This is a genomic window from Rhodococcus sp. SMB37 (assembly GCF_004345605.1).
GTDB lineage: Bacteria > Actinomycetota > Actinomycetes > Mycobacteriales > Mycobacteriaceae > Rhodococcus.
The window spans coordinates 198812-211492 of the sequence record NZ_SLVY01000010.1 but is presented as its reverse complement, the minus strand read 5'-3'; the positions used below and the strand labels follow the sequence as shown (position 1 = coordinate 211492).

Genomic DNA, 12681 nt, shown 5'->3' with positions numbered 1-12681 from the left:
CGTCCTATCTCGCCCGATTCAGCTTCTCGACCGCCTTGTCGTAACCGTCGACGAGTTCGGCCATGATCTCCGCGACGGGGCGTATTTCGTTCATCCGCCCGACGATCTGCCCGACCGGCATCGCCACGACCTCCGGATCGTTCCCCGCAGAGATACGTTGGTGCGCTTCACTGACGAGGATGTTCTGCAACGGCATGGGCAATGGCGACGGCGCGTCGGGCTTCGACCACGCCTCGGTCCACTTCGTCTTGAGCAGCCGAGCCGGTTTGCCGGAGTAGATACGCGAGCGGACGGTGTCGGACGAGCTCGCACCGAGCAGAGCCCGCTGGATCGATGACGGCCCGCCCGCTGCAGAGCCGAGCTTGTACTCGGCGGTGGTGAGCCAGTACGACCCCATCCACACGCCGGAGGCACCGAGTGCGAGCGCTGCCGCGACCTGCCGACCCGACCCGACGCCGCCCGCAGCGAGAACCGCAGCGGAATCGCCTATGGCATCGACGATCTCCGGCCACAACACCATCGACGCAACCTCACCGGTGTGGCCACCTGCCTCGTAGCCCTGGGCGATGACGATGTCGACGCCGTTCTCCACGTGTCGTCTCGCATGCTCGACAGCGCCGGCCAGGGCGGCGACCGGCACACCTTTCTCGTGCGCCAGATCGATGACGTCCTTCGGCGGCGACCCGAGAGCATTGGCTATGAGCGCAGGGCGATGCGCGAGCGCCACGTCGACGTGGGAACGCGCGACCGAATGCAGCCAACCCAGCACGCCGGTGGCGTGTTCCGCGTCGTCACCGAGGGGCGGAACTCCCAGCTCCGTGAGGGTGCGGTCGACGAACGCGCGGTGCTCCGCCGGAATGAGGCTGTCCAGGTCGACGGCGGTGCCCTCGGTGGGCACCTTGGCGGGCATCACGATGTCGACGCCATACGGCTTGCCGTCGGTGTTCTCGTCCATCCATGTGAGGACCGCGTCGAGTTCTTCGGGATCGTTGAACCGGACACAGCCCAGCACTCCGAGGCCACCGGCCCTGCTGATCGCCGCCGCGACGTGCTCTGACGGTGTGAACCCGAAGATCGGGTATTCGATACCGAACTTCTTGCTGAGATCGGTCTGCATGTGGGTTCCTACTATCCTGTCGCGGCGGTGGCGGCAGTGCCGTTGCTGTAGATGTCGTCGGCCGGCCGAGATTCGGATTGTTCCTTGGCCCAGCGGTAGTCGGGCTTGCCCGCCGGTGAACGCTTGACCTCGTCGACGAACCAGATGCTCCGCGGCACCTTGTATCCGGCAATCGACGCGCGGGCGTTCTCGACGAGTTCGGCGAGGGCGGGACGACTGCCCGGTCGCGCGGCGACGACCGCCGCGACGCGCTGGCCGAATCGCTCGTCGGGGACGCCGACGACGAGAACGTCGAACACGTCGGGGTGCCCCTTGAGTGCGGCCTCGACCTCTTCGGGGTAGATCTTCTCGCCACCGCTGTTGATCGACGCCGAACCGCGGCCGAGCATCGTCACGGTGCCGTCGGCCTCGATCTGCGCATAGTCGCCGGGGATGGAGTACCGCACGCCGTTGTATTCGCGGAACGTCGCCTTCGTCTTGGCTTCGTCGTTGTAGTACCCGATCGGGATATGCCCCTTGCGGGCGAGCAACCCCACCTTGCCGTCACCCGGCTGCAGTGGGGTGCCGTCCTCGTCGATCACGTCGGTGGACGCGTCGATCTTGACGGTGGGGGCACCGACGTGCGCCTGCCCCTTTTCGACGACTCCGATTCCGGAGAAGCCGGTCTCCGACGAGCCGATGGAGTCGGTGATCATGCAGTTCGGAAGCAGCTCGAGGAACCGTTCCTTGAGCGCCGGGGAAAAGAGCGCGGCACTGGATCCCATGAAATACATCGACGAGAGGTCGTAAGGCTTGCCGGTTTTCGGGTTTCCCTGTTCGAGGGCATCGATCATGGGACGGCCCATCGCATCGCCGGTGATGAAGATGACGTTGACCTTGTGTTCCTCGATGACACGGAGCGTGTCGTGGCCGTCGAACTCGGGGTGCATGATCAGCTTGCCGCCGCCGAACAGCGCCTGCAACAGCGCCCACTGTGCGCCGCCGTGGATCATCGGCGGGATCGGGAAACGCACCATGACCGGATTCTCGGCGCCGGTCCGGGCGAGTTCCCATTCGTCGGCCACGTACTCACCGGTGAGGAAGTTGATGCCGCCGCCGAGGACGCGCCACACGTCTTCCTGCCGCCACATCACGCCCTTGGGCTTTCCGGTGGTGCCGCCCGTGTAGAGCATGTACAGGTCGTCCGGGCTGCGTTCTTCGAAGTCGCGCTCCGGTGAGCTCTGTGCGAGCGCCTGCTCGTAGTCGACCCCGCCGTAGCCGGAGTAGTCCAGCCCGCTCTCGTCATCGACGACGAGCGTCGTCTTCACGAGCGGTGTCGTCGGCAGCACGTTTGCGACCTTGTCGGCGTATCTGCGCTCGTGAACCAGCGCCACCATGTCCGAGTCCTCGAAGATGTGCTGCAACTCGTTCTCGACGTACCGGAAGTTGATGTTGACCACCACCGCCCGGATCTTGAACACCGCGATCATCGCCTCGACGGCCTCGATCGTGTTGCGCGAGTAGATGCCCACCTTGTCGCCGGGTTTGACTCCCTGTTTCTGCAGGTAGTGACCGAGACGGTTGGTTCGGTCCTCCAGCTGCGCATAGGTGAGTTCGCGACCGTCCGACGCGAGTGCGACGCGGTCGGGGACGAGGTCGATGGCGTGCTCTACGAGGTCTGCGATATTTAGGGCCACGCCATCAAAATAGAACGTGTTATCGTTTCTGACAAGACCCGGATTGAGATCCAGTTCACAACACTTCAGGAGTTTTCAGTGTCCACTACCGCCTCCACCGGCGCTACCGGAACCTCGGACATTTCGGAGCGCGCTCCGCACTGCCTCGTCGAGCAACGCGGGCACACCCTGATCGTCACGATGAATCGTCCGGAAGCACGAAACGCCCTGTCGGGCGAGATGATGGCGATCATGACCGAGGCGTGGGACCGCGTCGACAACGATCCCGATATCCGTGTCGCGATCCTCACCGGAGCGGGCGGAGCATTCTGCGCGGGTGCCGATCTCAAGGACATGAACAAGTCCGCACCCGGCGACAAGTTCGAAGGTGGGAGCTGGGACCTGTCGCGGCTGCCCGCGCTGCTCAAGGGGCGCCGACTGAAGAAGCCCCTCATCGCGGCAGTCGAGGGGCCCGCCATCGCAGGCGGTACCGAGATCCTCCAGGCCACCGACATTCGTGTCGCCGGCGAGAGCGCAAAATTCGGTGTGTCCGAGGCGAAGTGGGGGCTCTTCCCGCTCGGCGGCTCGGCAGTACGCCTCGTCCGTCAGATCCCGTACACGATCGCCGCCGACATCCTGCTCACCGGTCGTCACCTGAAAGCACCCGAAGCCAAGGAGATCGGGCTCATCGGACACGTCGTCGAGGACGGCCGAGCCCTCGACAAGGCCCTCGAGATCGCCGAGGCGATTTCCGCCAACGGGCCGGTCGCGGTGCAGGCGATCCTCGAGACCATCCGCCGCTCCGAGGGACTCCACGAAGTGGAGGCGTTCCGCATCGACGCCGAACTCGGTGCAGCCGTATTCAAGAGCGCCGACGCGAAGGAAGGCCCCCGCGCCTTCGTCGAGAAGCGGTCCCCGAAGTTCACCGGCTCCTGACCTCCGTCACGCCTTCTCGGTTCCCCACGCCACTCCACCCCCCTGCCCCTCCTCCCCTGTCCCCCTCCTTCCCCCTCCGAGCGAATGAATCCTTCGTCTCGATCAAGAGACGCAGTGCGCCATTCGTTCGGAGTGGGCCCTCAATTCGCCGGAGGAAGGAGCCGAACATCGGGTCGCGGACGCGACGCCGCGAGCTCGTAGTGCCGCCGGAGTTCCTCCAATACCCTGCTGGGAGCGTCGCGGAGGGCGCTCGGCACAGTCGACAAGACGATTATCCCGGCGCTTTGCATCCGAGCACGCCGTTCGACAGTGCGCTTGTAGTCGACCGGCGACAAATGCCATGCGAGCGAATCGATTTCCCAGGCCAGCGCGACGTCGTCGATCCAGCCGTCCGGTCGCCCGATGAAGTTGCCGGCAGCGTCCACCAGGTCGGAATTGAAGTGCATCTCGGGCAGGCCGCTGCGCAACCACAGTTCACGCGCCTTCACCTCCGGGACGGAATGAACATTCGCCGCAACTTCGCGAAGCACCTTCCGAGGCAGGGCTGAGCCTCGGTCACTGCCGTCCTCCAATTCCTCGAGTAGCGCCGGCACCGTCACTTTCCCGCTCTGCACGACCTCCGCTATCAATGCGCGTGACGAATCCAGAGTGGTGCACCGACGTGCAGCATCGAGAGCCGCACGGACGAGTGGCGCACACCGGAGCCGCTGGCGAACAACCGGCTCCGGAAGGCGATGGGTGCGCTCGACGACGACGAAACCTTTCGATTGTTTGCGCCGCTCGGCGGGGAGGAGCAGGTGCGTTTCCTGAGTCGCATGGTCGAATCCGTACTCACGCAGGGCCGCGCGGCCCGTCAGCATCGCATCGCGTCCGCCGTATTCCAGCGCTGCCGTCGCACGCTGCCGAGGTGACAGGGACCCGTTGCGTAGGTAGAGGATCCCTGGCAACACGCGCTGCCAGGGGCCTCCCGGCTTGCACCGCAGATGTATTGCCGACCCGGACACTCCGATCCGGCGCAGCGCGGCATCGGCGACTATTCCGCGGTCCGCGATCTTCAGTAGTGCCTCCGGGTCTTCCGCCCACTCTCCTCGTCTCATGGACAGCCACGGTGCAGCATTCACACCCGGTCTGCTCCCCGGATTTGTTCGTATCGCCGAATCTGTGGATGGATCCCGGACCTGTGGATAATCGAATCTCAGCTCGGACCCACGCCGTCCCGCCGAACGAATGGCACACTGCGTCTCTTGATCGAGACGAAGGATTCATTCGCTCAGAATGTGGGGGGTGTCCCTATGTCGGTGTCAACCACGCGGAGGACGCCACTGAAGTGCGATCCGGCTGGGCCTGGAATAGTCGACACGCATGGAAACGGTTGTGACGCTGTCGAGTGGTGACGCGGGTGAGCTGCTGACGTTGCAGCGGGCTGCGTATGTGACTGAGGCGCAGGCTCACAACGACTTGAGTCTTCCTCCGTTGACGCAGTCCTTCGACGAGTTGGTGATCGAGTTGGCGCGGCCCGACGTGACCGCGTTCGGATTGCGCGATGAAGCCCGGCGTCTCGTCGCTGCCGTGCGCGTGTATCGAATCTCGGCGGATCCCCGGACCGCGGAGTTGGGGCGGCTGGTCGTGGCTCCGGACATGCAGGGTCAGGGCCGGGGTAGTCGACTGCTCGAGCTGGTGGAAGAGCGACTACCTGAGCAGGTCGCCGATCTGCAACTGTTCACGGGTGAGCACAGCCTCGGCAACCTGCGGCTGTACTCCCGATTCGGGTATCAGGAGACGCACCGCACTCCGACTCCACGTGGCTATGCGCTGGTCCACCTGGCCAAACGAGTGCGCCAGTAACGCGTGGTCTGCGCTCACGCCGCTTCTGCGGTTGGTGACCGGTAGAAGGTTTTGTTCTTGAGCATCGCGTAGAGCACGTCGCAACGTCGCCGTGCGAGGCAGATCAGGGCGGCGTTGTGTTTCTTACCTTCGGCCCGTTTGCGGTCGTAGTAGGCACGGCTGGTCGGGTCGTGCAACGCGGCGAACGCGGACAGGAACAACGCCCGTTTGAGTTTGCGGTTCCCCGACCGAGCGGGATGCTCACCGCGGATCGACGAGCCGGAGCGGTGGGTCACCGGTGCGATACCAGCGTAGGCGGCCAGGTGCGCCGCAGACGCGAACGCCGAACCGTCGCCGACCTCTAGCAGGATGCGAGCTGCGGTCCTGACGCCGATGCCGGGCATCGACATCAGGACCGGGGAAAGAGGGTGGTCGTCGAGCATCCTCTCGACGTCGTCGGCGATGCTCCTGCGCTGGTGCACAACTTCTTTCAACGAGTCGGCCAGTTTCGGCAGGACGATCTCGGCGGCGTTGCTGCCCGGAACCGTCACGGTTTGTGCATCCAGGGCAGTGAGGATCTCCTCTGCCAGTCGGGTGCCTATCCGTGGGGCGTGCTTGGTCGCGAGGGAGGTGAGCCGGCGCTTGCCGGCCTTGCGGATGCCGACCGGTCCACCGTACTTCGACATGATTTCGAGCACGGCCGGATGCGCGATCCTGGGGCCGAGGACGCGTTCGAGGGCGGGGTGGATGCCGGTGAGCAATCCGCGGATGCGGTTGCTGATTCGGGTGGCCTCGCCGGCGAGGTCGTCGTCGAATCCGACGAGGACCCCGAGCTCGGCCAGGGCCTCGTCGCCGACATCGACCCGGCGCAGCGTGTGCGGCATCGTGCGGGCGGTGTCGGCGATGATGAACGCATCTCGGGCATCGGTTTTGGCCTGGCCGGGGTAGAGGTCGGCGACGCGGCGCATCGTGAGCCCCGGCAGGTACGCCACGGCATGGCCACAGTCGCGGGCGACGGTGACCGGCAGCGCGCCGATCGTGTTCGGCTGATCGACGATCACCAGCACCGGACCATGCTCGGCCAGGCGGTCGAACACGGCGCGGAGTTTGGTCTCGTCGTTGGGCAGGGCTTTGTCGAACAGGCGGGTGCCGGCGGGGTCGAGTCCGACGGCGTGGTGTTCGCCTTTGCCCACGTCGATGCCGCAGAACACGGCGTAGGTCGGGTCCATGAAGCGTGCCTTTCGTTCCGCTCCGGACGGTCACCGATCCGACGTCGATACCCGGCACCCACGTTACGAAGAGACCTTCCTGGTGCTCGAGGCGCCCAGTCGGCCGTGTCCCTATCAGCGGTCCATCGACGCCACCAGGTTCGGCGACACCACCCCCCGGATCATTCGAGAGACAGGGGCAAGAAGTCATACCGAACTTGGCGACCGTGGCCCCGCGGTGCGGGACTACGAAGAAGGTAACGGGCAGGTCAGGTGAAGTCGGATCAAGTCAGGACGACATCGGCCAAAGACTGCACATGCTCGGCGTCGCGGCACGACACCAGGAGCATCGTCACTCCCGCGTCTTCCCAACGCTTCACTCCCTCGCGCACCTCGTCGTGGTTGCCGACGATCATCGTCTCGGTGACCATGTCGTCGGGGATCGCTGCAGCCGCCTCGTCTTTACGGCCGGCACGGAACAATTCGGTGACCTCGTCGACCACGTCGCCGTAGCCCATACGACGGTAGACCTGTGCGTGGAAGTTCAACTCGGGCGCACCCATCCCGCCGACGTAGAGCGCCGTGACCGGCTTCATCCCGGCGATCGTGGCGCCACGGTCGTCGGTCACCACCACCTGGCAGGTCGCCGCGACCTCGAAGTCTTCCCGAGTGCGACGCGCTCCGGGGCGGGCGAATCCTTCGTCGAGCCATTCGTTGTACATCGGTGCGAGACGCGGGGAGTAATAGATCGCGAGCCACCCGTCCGCGATCTCGGCGGTGAGCGCGACATTCTTCGGCCCCTCGGCGCCGAGCCAGATCGGAATATCGGACCGGAGCGGATGCGTGATGGGTTTGAGTGGCTTACCGAGTCCGGTCGCACCCTCCCCGGAGTACGGCAGTGGATAATGAGGACCCGCACTGGTGACGGGTTCCTTCCGCGCGAGAACGTCGCGGATGATCGACACGTATTCACGGGTTCGGGCGAGCGGCTTCGCGAACGGCTGCCCGTACCAGCCTTCGACGACCTGCGGGCCGGACACACCCAGGCCGAGGATGTGCCGTCCACCGGAGAGATGGTCGAGGGTGAGTGCGTGCATGGCGCAACTCGTCGGGGTTCGGCCGGAGATCTGGACGACGGAGGTACCGAGCCGCACTCGCGCGGTTGCCGATCCCCACCACGACAGCGGGGTGAAGGCATCCGATCCCCACGACTCGGCCGCAAAGACCGCGTCGAAGCCCGCGGCTTCGGCTGCGGTAACAAGTTCTGGTCCGTTGATGGGTGGCTGCGCTCCCCAGTACCCCAGTTGCAGTCCCAGTTTCATTGCACGCCTTTCAGGTCGGACGACTGGCCATACCACGCTGTTCACACGCTACTCTTGCCAGCAACATTAGAACCTGTTCTACTCGAAGATGTGAGCCTGGGAAAGAGCGCGGTCGTCGAGCCGCCACTGAGAGCCCCGTTGAATCTCCAGTTCGACTACACCCGATCCACCGGGCCGACCGTCGGCGCATTCGTCACCGGATTGCGCGACGGTCGGATCGTCGGTGTACGTGGTTCGGACGGCCGAGTTCTCGTCCCTCCCCCGGAATTCGACGCGACCACACACGAGCCGCTCGTCGATTTCGTCGAGGTCGGGCAGACCGGCACCGTGGTGAGCTGGGCATGGAATCCCGAGCCGCTACCCGGACAGCCGTTCGACCGCCCGTTCGCGTGGGCTCTGATCCGGCTCGACGGCGCGGACTCGTCGTTGCTGCACGCCGTCGACGTCTCCTCCTCCGACGACATCAGCACCGGTATGCGGGTGCGGGTCCGATGGGCCGACGAGCGAGTGGGCGACATCCACGACATCGTTGCGTTCGAGCCCGGCGAGGCCGAGGAAACACGCGCTTCGAGTACCGACACCGACCCGGTCGCCATGATCACCACTCCGCTCGATCTGCACTACACGCACACGGCGTCTCCCGAGGAATCGTGGTACCTGCGCGGATTGAAGGAAGGCAAGCTTGTCGGCGGGCGGACAGGGCCCGGCGGCAAGGTGTACGTCCCGCCCCGCGGTGCGAGCCCCACCGACGGCGTTCCGACGAAGGAACACGTCGAGTTGCCCGACAGGGGCATCGTCACCACGTTCTGCATCGTCAACGTGCCGTTCATGGGCCAACAGATCAAACCACCGTACGTTGCGGCATACGTGTTGCTCGACGGCGCCGATATCCCGTTCCTGCACTTGATTCTCGAGTGCGATGCCGCGGACGTCCGCATGGGCATGCGCGTCGAAGCGAAGTGGCGACCGCAGGAGGAATGGGACTACACCCTCAAGAACATCGAGTACTTCCGTCCCACCGGCGAACCCGACGCCGACTTCGACACCTTCAAACACCACCTCTAGGAGCCGCGGAATCATGACAGACATTGCAGTCGTCGGCTTCGCGCACGCTCCACACGTCCGCGAAACGTACGGCACCACGAACGGTGTCGAAATGCTCGTGCCCTGCTTCCAGGCACTCTACGAGAAGCTGAGAATCACCAAGTCCGACATCGGTTTCTGGTGCTCCGGATCGTCCGACTACCTCGCCGGTCGCTCGTTCTCGTTCATCTCGGCCATCGACGCGATCGGTGCGGTTCCTCCGATCAACGAGTCGCACGTCGAGATGGACGCAGCGTGGGCCCTCTACGAAGCGTGGGTCAAGCTCATCACCGGCGAGGTCGACACCGCACTCGTGTACGGGTTCGGAAAATCGTCCGCAGGCACGCTGCGTCGCACCCTGTCGCTGCAGCTCGATCCGTATCTCGTCGCACCGCTCGGTCTCGACTCCGTGTCGCTCGCCGGCCTGCAGGCGCGGATCGGGCTCGACTCCGGCAAGTGGACCGCGGAGCAGATGGCCGAGGTCGCCGTGCAGGCCCGCGCCGCCGCGAAGAACCGCCCTGACGCCCAGATCAGTGGCGATGTCACCATCGAAGAATTGCTCGCGCAGCCGTACATCGCCGACCCGCTGCGCACCCACGACTGTGCGCCGGTCACCGACGGCGCGGCCGCGATCGTCCTCGCGTCCGGCGACCGCGCACGAGAACTGTGCGAGAACCCCGCGTGGATCACCGGGATCGAGCATCGCATCGACTCCCCGAACTTCGGCGCCGCCGACCTGACGTCCGCACCATCCGCGCGTGCCGTCGCTCATGCTGTCACCGGTGGAGACACCTCCTTCGACATCGCCGAGCTGCACGCACCTTTCACCCACCAGGAGTTGATCCTGCGCGAGGAGATCGGATTGAACGGCAACACTGCCATCAATCCGTCGGGTGGCCCGCTGACCGGCAACCCGATGTTCTCCGGTGGGCTCGAACGTATCGGCTTCGCCGCCCAGGCGATCATGGACGGGACGGCCGGCAGGGCACTCGCCCACGCGACGGGTGGCGCTGTGCTGCAACAGAATCTGGTAGCCGTTCTGGAGGGACGAAACTGATGGCGAAGCAACCTGCGGCTGTCCTCGGAACAGGACAGACCCACTACGTCGCGAAGCGGCACGATGTCTCGATGGCGGGGCTCGTCCGCGAAGCTGTCGACCGAGCCATGGCCGACGCACACGTGGGCTGGGACGACATCGACGCGGTCGTGATCGGGAAGGCCCCCGACCTGTTCGAGGGCGCGATGATGCCGGAACTGGCGATGGCCGACGCGATCGGCGCCACCGGCAAACCTCTGCTTCGCGTGCACACCGCCGGATCCGTCGGCGGTTCGACCGCCAACGTTGCCACGAGCCTCGTCCAGGCCGGTGTCCACCGTCGCGTGCTCGCCGTCGCGTGGGAGAAACAATCCGAATCCAACGCGATGTGGGCGCTGTCCACACCGGTGCCGTTCACGATGCCGGTCGGCGCGGGAGCGGGTGGCTACTTCGCGCCGCACGTCCGCTCGTACATCCGCCGCTCCGGAGCACCGGAGCACATCGGCTCGATGGTCGCCGTCAAGGACCGCCTCAACGGCGCGAAGAACCCGTACGCCCACCTCAAGCAGCCCGACATCACCCTCGAGAAGGTGCAGGCCTCGCAGATGCTGTGGGATCCCATCCGCTACGACGAAACGTGCCCGTCGTCCGACGGGGCGTGCGCCGTGGTGCTCGGCGACGCCGACAGCGCTGCCGCGGCCGAGGCGGACGGGCGCACCGTCGCGTGGATCCACGCGACCGCGATGCGCACCGAGCCCACCACCTATGCCGGCCGCGACCAGGTGAACCCCGAAGCAGGCCGGATCGCTGCCGCAGCGCTGTGGAAGCAAGCCGGGATCACCGATCCGCTCACCGAAATCGACTGCGCCGAGATCTACGTCCCGTTCTCCTGGTTCGAGCCGATGTGGCTCGAGAACCTCGGATTTGCCCCGGAGGGTGGTGGGTGGAAGCTCACGGAGGCAGGGGAAACCGCGATCGGCGGGCAGCTTCCCGTCAACATGTCCGGCGGCGTACTGTCGTCGAACCCGATCGGCGCGTCGGGCATGATCCGCTTCGCGGAAGCCGCGATCCAGGTCATGGGCAAGGCCGGCGACCACCAGGTCGAGGGCGCACGCAAGGCACTCGGTCACGCGTACGGCGGTGGCTCGCAGTATTTCTCGATGTGGGTAGTCGGATCGGACAAGCCTTCCAACTAGGAGAATCGTCGTGGTGAAATTCACCGTCGGTGTCGCGATGACGCCACTCGATCAGCTCGCAGGGATCGCGAAGACCGCCGAGGAGTGCGGATTCTCGTCGATCGCGCTGCCCGATTCGCTGTTCTACATGGAGGAGCAGACCGTCGACTATCCGTACACCCCGGACGGGTCACGGATGTGGACGCCCGAGACGCCCTGGGTGGACCCGCTCATCGCCGCAGCTGCGATGGGGGCAGCTACGTCGACGATCGAGTTCTACACCCAGGTACTCAAACTCGGTTCCCGTAACCCGGTGTTGCTCGCCCGCCAGGTGGGTTCGGTCGCGAACCTCACGAACAACCGGTTCGGGCTCGGCGTCGGGATCGGCTGGGCACCGGAAGAATTCGAGTGGTGCGGTGTTCCCTACGCACGGCGCGGCAAGCGGGTCGACGAGATGATCGACGTGCTGAAACTGATCCTCGGCGGCGGGATGGTCGAGCACCACGGTGAGTTCTACGATTTCGACCGTCTGCAGATGAGCCCCGCGCCCAGCAAACCGGTGCCGTTCTACGTCGGTGGCCACACCGACGTGGCGTTGCGCCGGGCCGCGCGGGCCGGCGACGGCTGGACCTCCGCAATGATCAAGTTCGACGATCTCGTCCCGGTGATCGACCGCCTGCGCACCCTGCGCGACGAGTACGGTCGCAGCGACACTCCCTTCGAGATCCAGACGGTGTGCATCGACAGGTTCGGCTCGTCCGGCTATGGCGAACTCGCGGATGCGGGGGTCACCGACATCATCGTCGTGCCCTGGATATTCGACGGTCACGGATTCGATTCCCCCCTCGAAGCGAAACAGGAATCGTTACGAAAGTTCGCCGACAAGTTCATCCACGGGAAAGGCACAGCATGAGCGAGGAACACCCCGCACGCATCGCGGCGCGCGCATCGCAGACGGCCGCAAGTGCGAGACGCAAGGACGAGTGGCTCGCGCTGTTCGCCGAGGACGGATGCGTGGAGGATCCGGTGGGCCCCTCGGGGTTCGATCCTGAGGGCAAGGGGCATCACGGACGCGAGGCGATCGCGGCGTTCTACGACATGACGATCGCGAACACCGAGAAGCTCGAGTTCCTCGTCGACGATGTCCTGGTGTGCGGCGACGAGTGCGTCAACATCGGCACCATTCGCACCACGCTGGCCGGCAACATCATCGACGCCGAGGGTGTGTTCGTGTATCGGGTGAACGACGAAGGCAAGATCGCGTCGCTGCGCGCCTTCTGGGAAGTCGATCGAGCGATGAAGACGGTGCGCCCGGTCCAGTAGAG

At 65.3% G+C, this 12681-nt stretch carries 12 protein-coding genes; 7 read left to right on the top strand and 5 right to left on the bottom strand.

All coding sequences use genetic code 11. The features are described 5' to 3' along the window. Positions 1–4 precede the first annotated feature (4 nt). Entirely contained in the window at positions 5–1117 is a 1113-nt protein-coding gene (locus tag EV641_RS17650; protein ID WP_132473393.1) for a nitronate monooxygenase family protein, read from the bottom strand. A gap of 11 nt (positions 1118–1128) precedes the next feature. Then, positions 1129–2793, bottom strand: coding sequence for an acyl-CoA synthetase (locus tag EV641_RS17645; protein WP_132473391.1), 1665 nt, complete (start codon positions 2791–2793; stop codon positions 1129–1131). 78 nt (positions 2794–2871) lie between these two features. Between EV641_RS17645 and EV641_RS17640 the strand changes: the two genes are divergently transcribed. Beyond that, positions 2872–3708: a crotonase/enoyl-CoA hydratase family protein gene (locus EV641_RS17640; RefSeq protein ID WP_132473389.1), complete on the top strand. Its 837-nt coding sequence runs from the start codon at positions 2872–2874 to the stop codon at positions 3706–3708. A gap of 140 nt (positions 3709–3848) precedes the next feature. Here EV641_RS17640 and EV641_RS17635 read toward each other — a convergent pair whose 3' ends face one another. Beyond that, positions 3849–4805, bottom strand: a complete 957-nt coding sequence (locus EV641_RS17635) for a hypothetical protein (RefSeq protein WP_132473387.1) — start codon at positions 4803–4805, stop codon at positions 3849–3851. Between the two features lie 265 nt (positions 4806–5070). On the opposite strand from EV641_RS17635, the gene EV641_RS17630 reads away from it, so the two are divergent. Continuing rightward, positions 5071–5553 carry a GNAT family N-acetyltransferase gene (locus EV641_RS17630; protein ID WP_054720494.1) on the top strand — a complete coding sequence of 161 codons (483 nt, stop codon included), beginning with the start codon at positions 5071–5073 and terminating at the stop codon, positions 5551–5553. Between the two features lie 14 nt (positions 5554–5567). Here the strand turns inward: EV641_RS17630 and EV641_RS17625 are convergent, their stop codons facing one another. Both EV641_RS17625 and EV641_RS17620 read right to left on the bottom strand, forming a co-directional pair. Continuing rightward, positions 5568–6761, bottom strand: a complete 1194-nt coding sequence (locus EV641_RS17625; RefSeq protein WP_132473385.1) for an IS110 family transposase — start codon at positions 6759–6761, stop codon at positions 5568–5570. A gap of 263 nt (positions 6762–7024) precedes the next feature. After that, complete coding sequence (locus EV641_RS17620; RefSeq protein ID WP_054719293.1) at positions 7025–8062, bottom strand: LLM class F420-dependent oxidoreductase; 1038 nt, start codon at positions 8060–8062, stop codon at positions 7025–7027. Between the two features lie 90 nt (positions 8063–8152). Here EV641_RS17620 and EV641_RS17615 point away from each other — a divergent pair, with 90 nt between their 5' ends. Genes EV641_RS17615 through EV641_RS17595 form a run of 5 tightly spaced genes read left to right on the top strand, consistent with a single transcriptional unit; the run spans position 8153 to position 12679 of the window. Beyond that, positions 8153–9127, top strand: coding sequence for an OB-fold nucleic acid binding domain-containing protein (locus EV641_RS17615; protein WP_132473383.1), 975 nt, complete (start codon positions 8153–8155; stop codon positions 9125–9127). A 13-nt stretch (positions 9128–9140) separates the two neighbouring features. Further along, a complete protein-coding gene (locus EV641_RS17610) occupies positions 9141–10202 on the top strand; it encodes a thiolase domain-containing protein (protein ID WP_132473381.1) in 1062 nt (353 codons plus the stop codon). Beyond that, positions 10202–11377, top strand: coding sequence for a thiolase domain-containing protein (locus EV641_RS17605; protein ID WP_132473379.1), 1176 nt, complete (start codon positions 10202–10204; stop codon positions 11375–11377). The genes EV641_RS17610 and EV641_RS17605 overlap by 1 nt, the downstream gene beginning before the upstream one ends. A 13-nt stretch (positions 11378–11390) precedes the next feature. Then, complete coding sequence (locus EV641_RS17600) at positions 11391–12269, top strand: TIGR03619 family F420-dependent LLM class oxidoreductase (RefSeq protein WP_054718103.1); 879 nt, start codon at positions 11391–11393, stop codon at positions 12267–12269. Beyond that, entirely contained in the window at positions 12266–12679 is a 414-nt protein-coding gene (locus EV641_RS17595; protein ID WP_132473377.1) for a nuclear transport factor 2 family protein, read from the top strand. The genes EV641_RS17600 and EV641_RS17595 overlap by 4 nt, the downstream gene beginning before the upstream one ends. Positions 12680–12681: the final 2 nt, after the last annotated feature.